Source organism: Streptomyces sp. NPDC054783 (genome assembly GCF_053611725.1).
This window is the reverse complement of sequence record NZ_JBSHAY010000063.1, coordinates 1-17,584: the sequence shown is the minus strand read 5'-3', so window position 1 is coordinate 17,584 and position 17,584 is coordinate 1. Positions and strand designations below refer to the sequence as shown.

The 17,584-nt window shown below is 67.6% G+C and carries 12 protein-coding genes and 2 pseudogenes; 7 read left to right on the top strand and 7 right to left on the bottom strand.

The window, feature by feature from the left end:
• Positions 1–35 precede the first annotated feature (35 nt).
• The 3 genes from ACWGJ5_RS44845 to ACWGJ5_RS44835 all read left to right on the top strand — a co-directional run bounded on the left by ACWGJ5_RS44845 (position 36) and on the right by ACWGJ5_RS44835 (position 6,209).
• Positions 36–4,373 carry a LamG-like jellyroll fold domain-containing protein gene (locus ACWGJ5_RS44845; protein ID WP_453315364.1) on the top strand — a complete coding sequence of 1,446 codons (4,338 nt, stop codon included), beginning with the start codon at positions 36–38 and terminating at the stop codon, positions 4,371–4,373.
• A 167-nt stretch (positions 4,374–4,540) separates the two neighbouring features.
• Positions 4,541–5,272, top strand: coding sequence for a hypothetical protein (locus tag ACWGJ5_RS44840; RefSeq protein WP_453315363.1), 732 nt, complete (start codon positions 4,541–4,543; stop codon positions 5,270–5,272).
• A 220-nt stretch (positions 5,273–5,492) separates the two neighbouring features.
• The gene (locus ACWGJ5_RS44835) at positions 5,493–6,209 is read left to right on the top strand and encodes an MIP/aquaporin family protein (protein ID WP_453315362.1); all 717 of its coding nucleotides are present in this window, start codon (positions 5,493–5,495) and stop codon (positions 6,207–6,209) included.
• 619 nt (positions 6,210–6,828) lie between these two features.
• Here the strand turns inward: ACWGJ5_RS44835 and ACWGJ5_RS44830 are convergent.
• A pseudogene (locus tag ACWGJ5_RS44830) lies at positions 6,829–8,384 on the bottom strand (RICIN domain-containing protein).
• Between the two features lie 327 nt (positions 8,385–8,711).
• A pseudogene (locus tag ACWGJ5_RS44825) lies at positions 8,712–8,945 on the bottom strand (sigma-70 family RNA polymerase sigma factor); the annotation flags it as partial.
• A gap of 33 nt (positions 8,946–8,978) precedes the next feature.
• Here ACWGJ5_RS44825 and ACWGJ5_RS44820 point away from each other — a divergent pair.
• Positions 8,979–9,122 carry a hypothetical protein gene (locus tag ACWGJ5_RS44820; protein WP_453315361.1) on the top strand — a complete coding sequence of 48 codons (144 nt, stop codon included), beginning with the start codon at positions 8,979–8,981 and terminating at the stop codon, positions 9,120–9,122.
• Between the two features lie 633 nt (positions 9,123–9,755).
• On the opposite strand, the gene ACWGJ5_RS44815 is transcribed toward ACWGJ5_RS44820, so the two are convergent.
• The 3 genes from ACWGJ5_RS44815 to ACWGJ5_RS44805 form a co-directional block, all read right to left on the bottom strand.
• Positions 9,756–10,256: a YfbM family protein gene (locus tag ACWGJ5_RS44815; RefSeq protein ID WP_453315360.1), complete on the bottom strand. Its 501-nt coding sequence runs from the start codon at positions 10,254–10,256 to the stop codon at positions 9,756–9,758.
• A 341-nt stretch (positions 10,257–10,597) separates the two neighbouring features.
• Entirely contained in the window at positions 10,598–10,951 is a 354-nt protein-coding gene (locus ACWGJ5_RS44810) for a hypothetical protein (protein ID WP_453315359.1), read from the bottom strand.
• A 215-nt stretch (positions 10,952–11,166) separates the two neighbouring features.
• Positions 11,167–12,687 carry a helix-turn-helix domain-containing protein gene (locus tag ACWGJ5_RS44805; protein WP_453315358.1) on the bottom strand — a complete coding sequence of 507 codons (1,521 nt, stop codon included), beginning with the start codon at positions 12,685–12,687 and terminating at the stop codon, positions 11,167–11,169.
• 1,009 nt (positions 12,688–13,696) lie between these two features.
• On the opposite strand from ACWGJ5_RS44805, the gene ACWGJ5_RS44800 reads away from it, so the two are divergent.
• Positions 13,697–14,221, top strand: a complete 525-nt coding sequence (locus ACWGJ5_RS44800) for a hypothetical protein (protein WP_453315357.1) — start codon at positions 13,697–13,699, stop codon at positions 14,219–14,221.
• Between the two features lie 48 nt (positions 14,222–14,269).
• Here ACWGJ5_RS44800 and ACWGJ5_RS44795 read toward each other — a convergent pair whose 3' ends face one another.
• Together ACWGJ5_RS44795 and ACWGJ5_RS44790 are read right to left on the bottom strand one after the other, a co-directional pair.
• Complete coding sequence (locus tag ACWGJ5_RS44795; protein WP_453315356.1) at positions 14,270–14,824, bottom strand: transposase; 555 nt, start codon at positions 14,822–14,824, stop codon at positions 14,270–14,272.
• Positions 14,825–15,177: 353 nt separating this feature from the next.
• A complete protein-coding gene (locus tag ACWGJ5_RS44790) occupies positions 15,178–15,303 on the bottom strand; it encodes a helix-turn-helix domain-containing protein (RefSeq protein WP_453315355.1) in 126 nt (41 codons plus the stop codon).
• An 883-nt stretch (positions 15,304–16,186) separates the two neighbouring features.
• Between ACWGJ5_RS44790 and ACWGJ5_RS44785 the strand changes: the two genes are divergently transcribed.
• Both ACWGJ5_RS44785 and ACWGJ5_RS44780 read left to right on the top strand, forming a co-directional pair.
• Entirely contained in the window at positions 16,187–16,423 is a 237-nt protein-coding gene (locus ACWGJ5_RS44785; RefSeq protein WP_453315354.1) for a hypothetical protein, read from the top strand.
• Between the two features lie 421 nt (positions 16,424–16,844).
• A complete protein-coding gene (locus ACWGJ5_RS44780; RefSeq protein ID WP_453315353.1) occupies positions 16,845–16,976 on the top strand; it encodes a hypothetical protein in 132 nt (43 codons plus the stop codon).
• The last annotated feature ends 608 nt before the right edge of the window (positions 16,977–17,584 follow it).

Genomic DNA, 17,584 nt, shown 5'->3' with positions numbered 1-17,584 from the left:
ACACGTGTCCTGATCCACACCTTGAAGGGGTTCCCATGGGGGGAAGAACGCGCCTGCACCGCAGGCGCTGGTCCACCGCGCCGCACCACCTGGCCGTCATCGCGGTCCTGGGGGCGCTAGTCTTCGGGGCAGCCCCGACCGCCGCCGCGGACACCAGCGACCCCACCCCCGGCAACCCCACCCAAAGCGCCCTCCTGCAGGCCCAGGTCACCGGCAAATCCGTCCCTGTCGACTCGCTGACCAGCGAGACGTCAACCACGACGGCCAATCCGGACGGATCGCTCACGACGACCGAGTACGTCCAGCCGGTACGGGTGATGAAGAACGACACCTGGACACCGGTGGACGCATCACTGGTGAAGAACTCGGACGGCTCGTTCAGCACGGCGGCGACACCCAACGGTGTCACCCTCTCGGGCGGCGGCAGCAGTCCCCTCGTCAGCCTCACCGACCGGGCCGGCCGCAGCCTCTCGCTCTCCGTGCCGTTCACCTTGCCGACCCCGGCGGTCAGCGGGGACACCGCGCTGTACTCTTCGGTCCTGCCCGGCGTCGATCTCCAGGCCACCATCAGCGAACAGGGCGGCTTCAGCGACGTGCTGATCGTCCACGACGCCACGGCCGCCGCCAACCCCGATCTACGCCGGCTGACCCTGGCAGCCACCACCCAGGGACTCACCCTTGCCGGTACGGCTGACGGCGGGATGACCGCAAAGGCAGCGGACGGCACCACCGCCTACACCAGCAGCGCCCCGGTGATGTGGGATTCCACAACCACAACGGCCAATCCTCAGGCCGCGTCCATGCGTCTGGACGACACCACGTCCACCGCCTCGCCCGCCGACGGGCCGGCGCCGGGTGCCGACGTCGCGCCGGTGACCATGACGACCACCAGCAGCGGCCTCACCCTTACCCCCGACTCGTCCATGCTCACCGGCACCAACACCACCTGGCCGGTGTACATCGACCCAGGCGTCGCCCCGAGCGAGCCCACCAACCACTACTTCGAGGCCCAGCGGGGCTGCGACTCCTCCTCCGCCAGCTCCCACGAGTACGACTACCCGCAGCGCTTCGGCGAAGGAGTCGGCTACCAGCGCTACGCCTCGTCCAACGGCGACTGCATCGGCGCCGAGCGCGCGTTCTACGAGCTGGACACCAGCAATCTCAACAGCAGCATGCACATCATCAAGGCAGACCTGCATCTGACGGAGACCTACGCCGAAGCCTACGGATGCACACACACCGCACCGCTGACCCTCAAGTGGACCGGACGCATCACCTCCGGCATGTACTGGGACACCCAGCCCAGCGTGGTCTCCACCATCGACACCAAGAACCCGACCAGCGCCTACAACGGCGCCTACGTCAACCAGCCCACCAGTTGCGGCGACCAGAGCGTGACGTTCACGGTGACCGACAAGATCGCATCCGTAGCCGCGGCCAACGACGACACCTGGACCGTCGGCCTGTACGGCAACGAGGATTCCTCCGCCAGCGACATCGACTTCATGCGGTACTCCACCAACCCCTACATCCAAACCACCTACGACATCCCGCCCGACACCCCGACCGGCGAGGCCACCACACCCAACGCGCAGAACCCCTCCGGCGCCAACTGCGGCAGCAGCACGCGCGGTTGGATCGGCCAGACGGCACTGGACGGCAACGCCAGCGACATCACACTCAATGCCAAACTGACCTCCAACGTCAGCGGCGAGAACGTCAAGGCCGACTACACCGTCTGGGACGACCAGACCGCCAACAGCAGCGGAAACGCGGCCACCGTCGCAACCCCGAGCAGCGGCTACGTCGCCTCCGGCACAACGGTGCACATCAACATCGGCACCACGGTGGAGGACGGCCACCAGTACGGATGGCAGGTCCGCGCCTACGACGGAACCCTGTATTCCTCCTGGAACAGTCCATGCGGCTTCAAGGTCGACCTGACCCCGCCGTCCCAGGCCTCGGTGACCGCGCCGAGTGCGGTGTTCCCGCCCTCCGGAAGTGGCCAGACGCCCACCGGTTACGCCGGGCAGAGCAGCAGCATCACCGTCACCAGCAGCGACCCCACCCCGACCGGGTGCACCCGCGGCACTTGCCTGTCCAGCGACGTCTGGCGCTTTTGCTACGCACTCGACGTACAGCCGGACGTCAACTGCCTCGACTACGTCACCGCGACGACCAACTCCAGCGGCACACCCAGCGCATCGATCCCGCTCGACCCGACGACATGGGGCACCCACACCCTCTACGTCGAAGCCGAGGACCACGCCGGCAACACCCAGGCGCTGCCGGCCACGTACACCTTCTACGCCCCCTGGAACAAGGCCACCAAGGTCGCCGCAGGCGACCTCAACGGGGACGGCGTCCCCGATCTGCTGGGCACCACCAAGAGCGGCGACCTCACGCTCCTGCCGGGCAACACCGACCCCGGGAACTCCCCCACCGTCGCCTCCACCGCATCCCAGAGCCCCGACGGCAAGACCGGCTGGAACCACTACCTGATCACCCACCGCGGCAGCCTCAAACAGGACGGCCTGGACGACCTGTTCGCCTACAACAAAAGCAGCCACGACCTGTACGTCTACAAGAACGACGGCGCCATCTCCTCAGGCACCGCCGGCCACTTCACCGACACTGCGGACGTCTACGGACCTCTCGCCCGACCCCAGTGCCTGCCCACGTCGGACAACGCCACCAACTGCGACACCTACAACGCAGCCGACTGGTCCTCGGTGACCCAGATGATCGCTCCCGGCGACGTCTACGGAACCGGCTACCCCGATCTGATCACGATCGAGAACAAGCAACTCTGGCTCTACAAAGGCTCCGCGCAGGACAGCAGCTACCTCGGCCCCGCCACCGGCGGTACCACCAGCACCACACCCGTGCTGCTCGGCACCGGCGACTGGTCCCACTTCACACTCATCGCACCCGGAACCGTCAGCAGCACCCCCACCCTGTGGGCCCGCGACAACAACACCGGCACCCTGTACACCTTCCCCCTCACCCCTGACGGCAACGGCCTGCCCCCGTTGCTGCCCGCACCCAGCTCCTTTCCGCTGACCTCCCCACTCACCGCCTCCGACGGCTCCAGCCTGTGCGCGGACGACTCCCACTCCGCCACCCAGAACGGGAACAAGATCCAGATCTGGGGCTGCAACAACACCCTCGCCCAGTCCTGGACCCCGGCCAAGGACGGCACGATCCGCGTGCTCGGCAAGTGCCTGGACGTCACCCACAGCGGCACCACCGACGGCACCCCGATCGACCTGTGGAATTGCAACGGCACCGGCGCCCAGCAGTGGACACCCGGCTCCGACCATTCACTGGTCAACCCCGAATCAGGCAAGTGCCTGGACGACCCCAACTCCTCCACCACCACAGGGACCCAGCTGCAACTGCACACCTGCAACGGCACCGGCGCCCAGAGCTGGACCTCCAGCGCGCCGGACAACTGGAACAGCAACGGCCCCACCACTCTGCCCGTCACTCTCGCGACCAGTGACTACCCGACCATCGCCTCGCCCGGAAACCTCAACGGAACCACCGCCGGCTACCCAGACCTCTACACGACCACACCCGCCGGCGAACTCATCGAATACCCCGGCGCCTCCCCCGACACCAAGGGCACGGCCACCTTCGGCTCGCCCGTGACAGTCGGCTACTACAACGCCGCGAGCGCCGCCTGGCCCCTCAACGACGCCACCGGCACCACCGCAACCGACTCCGTCGGCACCAACAACGCCACCCTCAACGGCGCCGCCACCTGGACCAACGACTCCAGCCGCGGAAACGTCCTCCGCCTGGACGGCACCACCGGCTATGCCGCAAGCACCTCCAGCGCCCTTGCCACCGGCACCCACACCGACCCCGCCGACGGCACCACCACCGACAACAACAGCTTCAGCGTCTCAGCCTGGGTCAAGCTCAACAGCCTGACCAACAACTCCACCTTCGTCTCCCAATCCGACACCGCCGGCAACGCCAACGCCTACCAGCTGTACTACTCCTCCGGCTCCCAGAAATGGGCCTTCAGCCGCCACAACGACGACACCACCAGCACCGCCTTCACCGCCGTCTACGGCACCAAAGCCGCCACCGGCACATGGACCCACCTCGTCGGCGTCTACGACGGCCCCACAAACACCCTCAACCTCTACGTCAACGGAACCCTCACCGCGACCAAAACCTTCGCCGGCACCCCCTGGCCCGCCACCGGCCCCGTCCAAATCGGCCGCCGCCTCTACCAAGGCACCTACGGCGAATACGCCAACGCCGACATCAGCAACGTCCAGCTCTACAGCACCGCCCTCCCCGCATCCGAGGTGAGCGCACTCGACTACGACCAGACCCCCTACACACAACTCAGCTAAACACCCACACCGTGCGGGCCCCGGCTCACCCAGAGCCGGGGCCCGCATGCGGACACCCGCTCGCCAGCCGGCAGCGGTCCCACCATCCCTTGTGCCAGAAACGATGCCACTACGGAGGTTCGAGCAAGTGTTGATGATCTGCCCCTGCCAGCTGACCCGGGGGAGCCATGATGCGTAGAAGAACCAAAGGGTTTCTCATCGGCGTGGCGTTCCTGCCGCTTGCGCTCGACGTGAGCGCGTGCTCATCCTCGTCGGCCTCCAAGACCACCGAGGCCTCCGCGCGGGCTTCCGCCCAGTCCGCAGGCCCCGACCACGACGTGTGGACCGGGGAAGACCTGTCAACCCTGCTTCTATCGGTCCGCGACCTACCCAAAGGCAAAAGGTACAGGGTGCAGAAAGGGTACCCACTCAACAGTGGTACGCATTTCGGCGGCCCATTCACCAAGCCTGTCAAAGCACACTGCGAATGGCTCCTGAGCACTACGTGGTCTGAGGCCTCCAACGTCGGGCCCGCCTCCTACGCCAGCTCCTACTTCGCCAACGCCGCGCAAGCCGAGTACATCGAGGATATCGACTCCTACCGCAGCACCGACGCCTGGACCGCCATGGACCGCCTGAAGAAGTACGCGCGAAGCTGCTCCACCTTCAAGGACACCGACGGAGCACCGATCACCGTCACAGCAACGACGAAAGCACTGCCAGGCCTGGGCGACGACAGCCTCGAAATCGACATGACCTCCAATGTCAACCCTGTCGCGGGGACCACCGCAATCGTCTCCCGGATCGGTCACGACATCATTTTCTCCACCTCCACTGATACCCGCTCTCAAGCGAGACAGACGGCCGAGGAGAACGCACGCAAACTCGCAACCGCCGTGAAGGCAAAAACCGGGAATTGACGGGTCTGGTGCGACAACCCCCCAAGCCACCTTCACCCACACCTCACGGGGCCACTGACGGGCAGGGAGCACGCGCGCGGAGGGAAGGAAGAGGGTAAATCCCTGTTCAGGGTGCGGCTTGCGAGCGTAACCGTCGCGGCTGGCGTGCGTTGCGCCCTGCGCCCCTCCGCGGCCTGCGACGATCGCGGGTCACAGCGCCCTGGAGTGCTATCTCGCTTTTGTGCTGCTGTTCGGCGTCACCACGATCGTCCGGCGGGTGATGGGCCCCTCCTTCATCTCCGACCAAGTCGATCGGGTTCATCTGCAATTGGTGATCGTCGGGGCAGCCGTCGGACTACTGATCGCCGCTCTCATCCTCAGCCGGCCCGGCAGGACGAGCGGCGGACACATCAATCCAGCAATCTCTCTAGCGATGTGGCGGTTCGGCGTCTTCCCGGGCGCTTCCGTTGTCCCATACGTCCTGGCACAGCTCATCGGCTCCGTTCTGGGAGTACTCCTGGCCGGCGCCGTATGGGGCCCGGCGGCCGAAGACCCCCCGGTCGCCTACGCCGTGTTGCAGCCCGGCGCAGGCTGGACGGCGGCTGAGTTGTTTGGCGCCGAGGCCGCCAGCATGGCTGTCATCGTGTACCTCGTCGGGTTCTTTCTCCAGGCCCCTCGCCTGGCACACCTGGTCCCCTGGCTGGTCGGCCTCCTGATCGGCGGAGCGATTGCCCTGCTGGGAACCACCACAGGAGGCTCGGTCAACCCGGCACGCCAGTTCGGACCGGCCATGGCGTCCGGGCAGTCGTCCTTCTTGTGGGTGTACCTGCTCGCCCCCATGGTGGGAGCTCTCATCGCGGCCTTCGCCCTTGACCGGGTGAACAAGCACCGCACGGTCCTGACCCACCGGCTGTGCGGCAGCGAGGAAGACGGCGCGCCCCTGAAAGAACGTGGGTAGTGGCCCGGGCCGCGACCGGATGGTGCGGTCGGCACCGGTGGCGGGGCAGCCGGGATCCAGGCACCGGGCGTCGACACCGCGTCCAGAGCCGAGGCCTGGGGGCTCCTGCACGTATCAGCCGCCGGCGTCCGTAGGTTCGACCCAGTGCCGCAGCCATGACGCAGGACAGCACTCTCGGACATTGCGAGACGGACTTCCAGGAGGAAAGACGATGAACAAGGTAGTCCGGCGTGTCGCCATGGCTGCTGCTTCTCTCACCGTACGGAGGCGCTCTCCTCACCACGGTTAGCTCCGCTTCCACTGCAAGCCTTACGGCCACGAGAAACGCCTCCACGCATCCCGTCGCCGCCCTCGTGCTCCTGGCGTAGACCGGCACCGCGGACACATTCACAGCGACCGAGACGCACGTGTAAATCCCCAGGGTGACGCCTGGATTTACAATCAGTTGACAATGTTCAGACTTGCCGATGATCCGAAGGCTGTAGCCTCTGCACGTGGACCGCGGCTGCTGATAGACCGGTGGGGCTGTGACGACCGGCTCGGCCAAGGCCCAGACACCGCCGGTGATCAGAACCATCTGCCGCTTTCGCGACCTGTTCTCGCGGGGCGGCCCCGGCCCTCACTGGGGCCGCCCCGCGTGCCATTTCGACGCGCTCCCGTCGGCAGGCTCCAGCCCCACGTCGTAGCCGCCGGTGGCGGTCACCGCCGTGCCCCGGCCGATGTCCGGCACGATCAGCCCGTCGTCGTGCACGGAGAACCTGAGGTTCTCCACGTTGCCGCCGTCGACCGAGGGACACGTCCAGACGCCGACGCCGCGGTCCGTCGCGCCGCGACTGTCGAGGCAGAAGTCGTCGTCGGCGTACGACTGGACGACCTGGCGCCCGGCGTCGACGCGCCACAGTTGGGTGTCGGTGCCGTCGCACGGTGCGGTGACCACGTCGTCGCCGTTGTCGAACCAGCCGTCCCGGAGGTCAGCGGCCCGGACGTCCAGGCACCACCCCGTCGCGTTGTTGACGATCGGGGCGTAGGGGCCGTTCGGCGCGTGGGTCGCCGGGGCCTGCGGCGGCTTGGGCGTGGGCTTGGGCGGCGGAGCCGCCGGCGTGGTCGGCCGGTGCGAAGTCCTGGTGGGGGACGGGGACTTGCTCGTGCGCGAGGGCGTCGGTGACGGGGAAGGGGATGTCGAGACCGTCGCCGTGACCGTCACCGGTGGGGGTGCGGGGGTCGCCGCGACCGGCCGGCCATGGAGGTCGTCGGTGCGGGTCAGGAGGAACACCAGGAGCGGGGCGAGGGCCACGCCCAGGGCCGCGGAGGCCAGCAGGTAGCGGCGTTGGGGCAGCCAACCCGGGCGTGTCGTCAGCGGCTTGGGCGCAGCGGCCGTCGTGGCGCTGTTCCGGATGTACAACGTTCCCCGCCAGGGCAGCAGGCCTTCCGCCAGCGCCTGCCTCGGGGTGTCCCGCAGGGCGGCCAGGGCCTCGATCGCGGCCGCTCAGTAGGGACAGTGCGCCCGGTGGGCGTCCAGGTCGGCGCTGTAGCGGGGCCCGTCCGGCCGTACCGCCTCCTCGATCAGTCGGCGGAAGTCGGCGCAGCGCGGGTCGTCGGAGGCGGCCAGACGGTGTCTCAGGCAGGCCTGGGCCAGCGCCTTGAGAGCCTGCGGGGTGTCGTAGACGACGTCGGCGGGGCCGAGGCCGAGGAACGCGGCGGTTCGCTCCGGGGGTTCCTCTTCGAGGACGCCGTACCAGAGCAGGCCCTGCAGGCGCGACGAGAGCGACTGGAACGCGGGGAGCAGGGGCGGGGTCGGCCCGTCGGGCAGACCGCCGGCGTTCAGCACCAGCAGCAGGGCGGGGTCCAGGCCCGCCGCGCGCTCGTCGCGCGCCCAGAAGGCCGTCGACCGGGCGGCCAGGAGCAGCAGGTGGTGCCGCAGGGGGACGGTCGGCTGGTGCCGCGTGCCAGGTCGCGGGCCGCGGTGGTGAGGGCCTCCGCGGCCAGCCGGCGGGCGGTGGACTCGCTCGTGGTGCACGGGCGGGCGTAGGCCAGGACCGACGGCTGGTGCCGGCGGCGCAGTTCCTGCAGCGCCGGGTAGGCCGTCGCGGAGGCGGAGCGCAGCAATTCGGTGAGCCGCGCGTCCGGCACGTCCTCGATGCCCTCGCCCGAATGGGTCCGGTCGCCCTGAGCCATGCGTGCCCTCCGTCCCCCATGGTCCCGACGTACCAGTCGGTTTGGGTGGCCCATGGTGGTGGAGGGGCGCCCTTCGGAAAAGATGCTACCGAGGGTAACCGGATAACAGTTCGCGCAACGTCCCGTCTGACGAGTTCGAGCAGCGGCACGGCCGAGTGCCGCGTACGGCGAGGTGTTCCGCGCGGCGGAGTGCCTGTACTACGAGGCACCCCCGCGCGGCGAAGCACCTCTGAACGACGAAGCGGCCCGGCGTGTTCCGCCGGGCCGTGCCGCGTGAGTCGACGGAGGGCCTACCCTCCCGCCACTCCTCCGGTCGCCAGCGCGCCGTCACTCCTCGACGGTCAGCCCCTTGCGCAGCCGCACCAGCGTCCGCGACAGCAGCCGCGAGACATGTATCTGGGAGATGCCGAGTTCGTCACCGATCTCCGACTGGGTCAGGCCCGCGACGAAGCGCAGGGACAGGATCTTCCGGTCCCGGGGTGGCAGTTCGGCGATCAGCGGCTTCAACGACTCGACGTACTCGATGCCTTCGATCCCGTGGTCCTCGTACCCGATACGGTCCACGCGGCCTGGCACCGCCGTCGAGGAGGAATCGTGAAGCGTCGCGTCTTCGCCGCCGTGGCCGTTGCCCTCGCCGGGTTGATGCTGTCTGCGCTACCGGTCGCAGCTCGGGACGGCCACGGCGACATGGGGAGCGACGACTGTAACGTCCCCCTCACCAATATCGGCCTGCTGTAGCTCCGATTGCGACCTCGTGGAGCGGTCAGCCGTCATGTCCGGTATGGCTGACCAGCGTGCTCAATCGCTCTCGGGGAAGCGGGAGCAGGTGGGCGAGGAACGAGAGCTCTCGCGTCTCGACGCCGTACGCTTCGCCCGCCGCGTCGTCCAGCAGCAGCCGTGGCCAACTCGGGCCTGGCCGGATGGTCCACCTCGCGCGCGGGCCGACGCCTCCCCTGCTGGCATGTCGCCCGCCAGTGGTACGCGGTTTGCGTTCTACGGCCGGGTGTCGACCGAGGATCCTCAGGACCCGGACACGTCACGGGCCTGGCAAGTGTTGTGCGCCTTCGTGAGGGAGACGGGCGGACAGCTGGTGGCGACACCGGCAGCTGATATCGCCTGTTCATCGCCATGGGTGAGGACTATGATCACCAGCAAGGCGGGGTCGTAGCACAGAGGTAGTGCGCCGCGACATCATCTCGGAGGACGTCGGTTCGAATCCGACCGCCCCGCCCCTAGTTCAGGCCCCCCTCTGCCCCGAAGCTGTAGCCGGTGTTGAAGCAGTTCCGCACAGTCGGCCGCAGGTCAGGCGCCAAGCATGACCTAGAACACCTCCGCTTCCCAAGCTGAGGTCTCATCGCCGTCGAGGGCCCGTCAGTCCAGCCAGACGAGCATCGCGTCGTCCGCCCTGGCAGCAGCCTCGAAGAACTGTGTGAGGCCGTCGTACCAGGGGCGCCCCCATTCCAGTGAGCCGGGCTCACTCCATCCAAGGGGATAGACCTCGGCGCTGGTCAGTTCGGCAGGATCCACGCCGCTGACGAGCTGGTCATAGCTGGTAGCCCTCAGAGCTTCTGCCGCGAGCCGGACCCGGTCAGGCCGTAGGTACCTCGGAGGCCCGTAGCCCCAGTCCTCGTCCTCGGCGAACGGCTCCTCGCCGTGGATCACGTTCACGGGGAACTCTGCGTGCGCCAGCAGGAAGCGGAGCATGTCCCAGGTCTTGTACGTGCTGAAGTGGCGCGCCTCGGCCGGCGCAGGCTCCGTCTCTTCCTCGGCGTCCTGGACCTCTTCTACGAAGCCCAGAGCCCAGTCGGGGTCTTGGATCGCTCGATCAAGCTCAGCAGCCGTGACACGCAGGTACTCACCGATCATGCTCATGGTCGGAGACTAGGCGTGGCCACTGACAAGGGCCGCCGAACGGGCCGTCTCAGTTTCCGTCTCATTCAGCCCGGTTCACCGACTTCCAACCAAGACCGGGAGCCGATCCCAGCCTAGTGACGAGCCCCCGATGAGCCCAGGTGAACGCTCCCGCACATCGTCCAGCACCCCACCAACACGGTTGGAAAGCGTGCACCTGTCCAGCATGCAGTGAAGATACGGCGCGGCGACGGTCACGCACCGTGTCCACTGGCCACGACCCCAGCGATATCTGCGTCTCGGCTGTCGATCCATCATGTGCCGTCTGACTGTGGGAGGTTGGTGGCTTCTTTGAACCTTAGCTAGGCGCGGGTGACGCTGACGCCGCCAACCAGGCCCCAGGCGTCGATCCGGACCGTCGGGCCACCCGGCTCGCTCGGGCCATCGTCCTTCACTCCGCCCAGGCGCAGCCCGTGGACCTCCACACGGACGTCGTGGCGGACCTTGAGGCTGACGCCGCCGATCAGGCTCAACTTGGTGATGCGCAGCTCGGTGCCGTCCGGGATGTCGATGTCCGTCAGATCGACGTCGGCACCACCGATGAGGGAAGTGGTGACGGTCCTCTCGTGGAGGGTGGCTCCTGCCAGGCGATGACCGCCGATCAGGCTCACCTTGATGTCGGTCTTCTGTGGGTTCTCCCCGTTGCTCTTCGTCATGGGAAGTACCGTACGGACGTCGGCCCGCGAGCCCCAGTGCTCTGCATCCGGTATTGCATATGACAGGTGTCATGCCGGAGCCGACACCGAACCTGAGTGGAATGCAGCGGGCGTTCCTGGCCGAAGCGGCAGCAACCGGCCCCTCCCGCAGCATGGGCCTGGGTGACGGGGAACGGTCACATCGCGAAAAGCGTCCGAGCAGCTCCCACGTTCCCTCAAGAGTCGGTGGGTACCCACTGACGCACACCGTGGTCGTTCGTGCCGTACCAGTAGTGGGGCAGGCCCTTGATGCTGCTGGTGCGGAACGGGTGGCCGTGGTCGTCGATGCGGACCGTGCCGGTGCGGCCCTGGGATGACCAGTCGAGTTCCAGGTACCAGTTGCAGTCGTAGGTCTCGGTCGTCGCGGTGACCTGCAGCACCTCCGGCTCCTCGGCGGAGACGCGGTAGGGGAACTGCACCGCGGGGACGGGCTTTCCGCTGTCGTTGCCGGGGCGCGCGTGGGCGATCGGGCGGTCGACGTCCAGGTTCACGGAGAAGTTGCGGGGCGGCAGATCACTGCCGCAGCCCTGGCCCATGGCGTACGCGTTGCCGGTGACCGGGGTGCCGCGGCTGACGATACGGACCCGGAGGGCAGCGAGGACCACGGCCGTGGACGACTTCCCCTGCACCGAGATCTGCACCATCGTCTGCTGCCCAGGTACCGCCTGCTGCGTGGCTGCCCACACTCCGGCGTCCTGCTCTACTGGCGGCGGGGGCACCTGGGCCGGCTCCTTCCCGATGATGTAGTCGTGCCCGCAACCGCCGTCCCAGATCTGCGAGTCGGCGGTCCACGCGAGCGGCACACCGGTTGGCACCGGGGCGTCGCTCTTCGTCTCAGCCGACGATCCGCCCTTCGACTCGGGGCTCCCTGATGCCCGTACTCCTGTGGAGGGCGAGGCCGAAGAACGGCTGCGGGAGGGGCTGGCCGCAGTGGCTGAGGGGTGGTGTGACGTACCGCTTCCTGTCGTACGGGACTGACCGGGGGCCTTGGCGGAGTTGTCGTGAGACCGGTCGGCCGACAGCGCCGACATACTGCCCAGCGTCACCAGCAGTACGGTCGCCGTGGCTGCGCCGACGACGATACGGCGACGGCGGTACCAGGGCCGTCCAGTTGAGCGGACCGCATCCCACTGGGCCGTCGACTCGCGACTGCCCGGTCCGGGAGCGTCGGGAGCAGCCAGTGCGGCGTCGGGGGCGGTCGCATCGAGTCGCGGTGGTGAACCGCTCGTGCCGCCCCCGTCACCACCGATGCCGTCGGCGCCACCACCCACACTGCACGTGCTGCCACCCGCACGCCCCGCCGTCCGGCTGTCCAGACCCGAAGCCCGCTCGTCCCCTGTCGGCTTCAGTGCCCCTTCGGTCTTTGTCGACTCCGCTGCCTCCTCACCCGCCCTCGGCCGCTGTCGTGCCATCACCGCGAGCAGCCACAGGCGGTGCAGATCGAGGCGTTCCTCCGGTGTTGCTCCGCAGAAGGCAGCCAACCGCTCCACCGGGGCGTAGTCCTGCGGGACCGTCTCGCCCGCGCAGTAGCGGTGCAGCGTGGAGGTGTTCATGCCGAGACGGCGGGCCAGGGAGCCGTAGCTCCGGTCCGTGCGGTCCTTCAGCCGGCGCAGCAGCGCCGCGAACTGCTCGACGTCGTCCTCGGTCGACACCGCTCCCCCAACCTCCCACGTCTCCCCGTATCCCAGGCGGTCCATATACCTGCACGTCAGATGGGCTGGGATGGTTCCACCCTCGCCGGGCGGGCGTCCGGCGTTGCGCCGAGCCGTCGTGACGGCTGATGCTCTTGGTGTCGCACCGACCAGGACCGGACCGACCAGTCGGCGACGGGCGACAAACGACACTCATCCACTCATCCACGGGAGACACCCATGCCCCAGCGCACCCGAGCAGGCCCGCCCCTCGCACTCGCCGTCACGGGCTCGCCCTCGGCACGACGCTCGCCACACTGGCAGACGTCGCGGCCAAGGCGTCGGCTTCCTCACGGCGGCCCAACTCCCGTCGTATCCAAGCCCGCCCTGAACGGTCGGCAAGGTCACCGCCTGCGTACCGGAGGCGGTGGAACAGGACCGCTGTCTACGCATGGCGGTGGGCGTCGACAGCGCGGACCTGGTACCGGGAGCTCCGCACCGAACTCGACAGGAGCGACCGTCCGTCAGGTCAGCGTGCAGTTGTCCAGGACGGCTGTGGCGAAGGGGCGCTTCTCGCGGCCGAGCAACGAAGTCAAGTCCTGTGCGCACGCATCGAGAAGGCCGGCCCGGAGACCGAGGCCACGCTGAAGGACTACGGCACGCTGCCTGCCGAAGAGGGCAGGCACGGATACGGCCTGCACACGGTGACCCCCTGGGGCGTCTTTGACACCCGTCTCGCGACTTCGGGCATGCGCCGGTGAAGGCCTCCAAGAAGACGGCCGTCACGGGCCGTGGACAAGCTCCGCTGACCGCATGACCGGGGCCGCCCTCCGCCACGGGGGTGGGGAGGGCGGTCAATCGACCACTGACAGGGTTATTCGGCGCGATTCAGCAGGACTTGGCGTCGTCGATCGTCCCGAGCCGTGGCAGGGGGGAATGGGTCCGCGCAGCAGCAGATGTTCATGACTCCGGGGCAGCGCCCGCCAACCCGAAAAGGCGATAGCTCCACGACGGCCCCGGCACGAAGACACCGGGCCGAGAGCAACCACATATGGACCAGAAAAGGAAGATGCACATGAACAGGAAGTCCCCCGCACACCGCCGTCCGGGCCGCCGCGCGGCCGTCGCCGCCGGCCTCGTCCTGGCTGTCGGACTCGGTGTGTCGACACAGGTGTCGGCACACGCATCCGTCCATGCCCCCGCAAAGTCGTCCGCCGCCGCACCGCAGTCCGTCAGCGGCACGAGCGGCCAAGTGGTGACCCGGGTCGCCGACTTCTACGGCGCGTACATCGACGCGATCGGCGACTACACGGACCCGGACGCCACGCTGGAAACGGTGCTCCGCAAGCACTACCTGACGCCCGACTTCGCCAAGCGACTGGCGGCCTGGGAGAAGAAGCACGGGGCCGACGGTGTCCTGCGTGCTCAAAACGTCCCGCGGAAGTGGACGGTGACCGACAACGGCGCCGTGGGTAACGGCCATGAGGTCATCGTCACCCTGACCTTCGGCAGCGGGGAGACGACGCAGAAGATCAAGCTTTTCGTGCTGGTGGAGCGGTACAACCACATCGTCGACATCGGCACCACGAGCAACCGCTGACAGCGGAGCCGCTCCACCCGGTCTGTCATACCCGTAGTGCTGGGTTCCTCAAACGGTGTACACATATCGGCGCCGTAGTCGGCGGGTTGGCGGTGCGGGTCTACCCCAGACCCAGGCGGTGGCACGGGAGTTGAACTGGGTGGTTGCAAGGGTGGTGGCGTGTTCGATGTCGTCGCGGTTGGCGAATGAGCGGCCGGCGAGGGCCGCTTTGCGGAAGATGCGCCACCAGCCTTCCTGCAGGTTGAGCCAGCACGCGCCCACGGGGATGAAGGCGTGGTGGATGCGGGGATGGTCTTCGAGCCAGGTGCGGGTGGACAAGCTGTTGTGACTGGACAGATTGTCGGTGACGATCCAGAGCTCGCCGGTCGGGTTGGCGTCTTCGATCTGTTGCAGGAACTGCTGGTAGAAGACGCTGTTGCGGGAGGAAGCGGCCATGGTGATCTGCTGGCCGTCCCGGACGCGTAAGGCCCCGTAGACCCAGGTTTTCTCGGGTCCGCGGCTGTAGTCGAGTTCCGCTTTGATTCGGTGCCCGTCGGGTGACCAGGCGGGCGCGGGCGGGAAGGTCCGCGGGATCACGGGCCCCAGCTCGTCGGCGCAGATCACCGTCGCGTCGTCGGGCGGTTGGGTGTAGAGGCCGATGATCCGTGTCCTTTTGGGACGAAGTCCGGGTCCTTCGATCGCGTCCAGGATCGAGTGCGGCGCCAGCGCACGCCTTCGGCGAGCAGGATGCGGCGGACCTGTGAGCGGCCCACCTCGATCCCCTCGGCCCGCGCTGCCGCGGCCAGACAATCCAGCGTCCACTCAGATGGCCCGCACTCGTCGAAGGCCCACAGCTCCCCGACGGGCTCCCACCGCAGCCGACCCGGCGGCACAGTCTTGACCAGGGAGATGATCCTCGACCGTTCCTCCTCGGTGATCCGTCGCTTACGGCCCTGCCCGCCCAGATCATCCAGCCCTTACAGACCGAAGCGGTTGAAGCGGTGCAGCCAGCACCGAACCGTCTTCTGGCTGCAGTCCAGTTCCATGGCGATCGCCGGCACTCGTAGCCCCGACCAGCTCAGCTCGATCATCCGGGCCCGCATCACTGCATCCCGCGGAGCCTTCCGTGCCCGCGACAATCGGCGAACGACGGCACGTTCGTCCTCGTCACGCCCCGGTCGTGCCCGTAACACCATCGTCCAGCACCCGCCCCCGAGCACCCTCAACTACCCCGCCACCAGGACATATACCCAGCTAAAGAGGAACCCAGCACTAGGCCGCGTGACCCACACCCTTGCTGGTCGTTGAGTACGGCATCGCGCCATGAACATCCCACCCCGGGGGCTGCCACCTGCGCACCATTTCGCAGCCCAACGACACACCCCTTGGCACCCGGCACCAGCGTGCACACGCCGTGCACAATCACCCGGGAACTCCCAGGAAACCGCAGGTACAGACGGAAACCCCGCCGGACGCACCAAGGCCCCGACCAGGTCGTTCCCCCGGTCAGGGCCCCAATGGCAGAGGAGTCGGGCTGTACGCCGGGTTCAGTCCGAACCGGAATGGACCAACGGGATCCGCAGCCAGCCGCCTTACCCAAACGATCATTGGCCGGCGCAGGACGGCAAAGTCGACGTGCAACATCTCTATACGGGATGTGTCAGCACCGACGAGTCACCTGGCCCCGGCGCCCAACAGCGCATGCCCCAGCCCGCATCCGAGGCACACTCAAATCCGGACGGCCTCAAGAAGATCCACGTGTCGCTCCCCGACGAGCCACCCGAGGTGACCGAGTCCGTCGCAGCCGCCCTTCTGCATATCCTGCACGCCTTGGTCGCCGATCCCGCCCAGGCGTGCCCCGAAGCCGGAAAACGGCTAGCACGGGCGGAGCCCGCTGGCTCTTCTCGTCCATTCGAGGTATGACAGACCGCCGCATAACACCCGCAACGCGATCCACGCCATACGCACTGGGGGGTCTGACTACACGTGATCCGTTTCGCCTTCGCCGGACGCTGTTCCACCGAGGACCTCCAAGATCCCGAGGCCTCCAGGAACTGGCAGCTCACCCGTGCCCGAGCCCTGATCGAACCTGCCGGGGGCCAGATCGTCAGCGAGTACTTCGACGTCGGCCACCGCCGCTCCCTGCCCTGGCAGCGCCGCCCCGCGCCAACGAACTCCTCCAAGCTCTCCGCGACCCGAACCGCGGCTTCGACGCCGTCGTGATCGGCGAGCCGCAGCGCACCTTCTACGGCAACCAGTTCGGCAACACCTTTCCCGTACGAACGGCACCTGCGCACCGACCCGAACACCTACACCGACCACTACAACCGGCACCGCCCCCACCGATCCCCACACCAACGATCTCCCCAAGCCTCGGAGACCAGCCAGACGGCACCTGTCATCCCCTTCGGTGGCCGCGTCCGCCGCACTCAACTACTCGGCGGCCCCATCAACGAGCACCAGCAAGCAGCCTGACGGCAGGAACACAAACGGCCTGATCACCTGATCATCAGCCCGAACCAGGGTTTTCACGCGGGTCACCCATACCGCTGCCCGGGAACCCGAGTGCCCCGGTTATCCGGATTTACCGACAGAGATCATGTTCATCTCGGTGAATTCACTCGGTATTACGCTGTCATGAGCCATGACTTCTGAATCCACCGCAGCTCCCGACACCGACTGGTTTCGGATGGCAATTCGAGCGGGCTTCGGCATCTCACCGGCAGAAGCGGACGCGGATTTCGCGGAGTTGCCGGGCCGCCGCGCCGCGGTCTGATTCCGGCCGGATCCACACACTTCCTCCGGTCGGTTCCGCGTCCACTCCCCCTCCTCGGCGCCGAACACACGCGTGGCAGGCCGGCCTGTGGGGCGAAAGCACGCGAGTGGCGGCGAGGTCGTGCCCATCCTTTGGTTGACGGGTGAAGATTGTGTATTAGGGTGAATGCGGTCCTGTCGATCGCCACCGAACGGCAGGACATCCCAGGAAGTTCCGCCCCGTCCGTTCCCAAGTTGCCTGTGTGCCAGTCAAGTTGAACCCTGGCGTCGTATCGAGACGACGCCACAGCCGAATGGCGGACCCTTTCTGGATGCTGGGTGGGCATTCGGCACAGCGGAACCCCGTGCCGGTCATCGGCCTGTCCCCGGCAACCGCGACCGGATGTGCAGCGGTCCCCGCACCCCACTGCTCTGACACTGAATTTCCCTCATGGTGATGACGATTCAATCTGAAGCGGGAGGCGCCCGGTGATATTCTCCCGTGCGTCGCGAGGACGCCGTGACGCACCGGATGCCACGGCGCAGTCACCGGAATCAGCAGCGCCTCCTTCCACTCCCTCGCCCCCGGCGAGGAGTCCGCTGCCGGACCTCGTGCCGCTGACCGCGGAG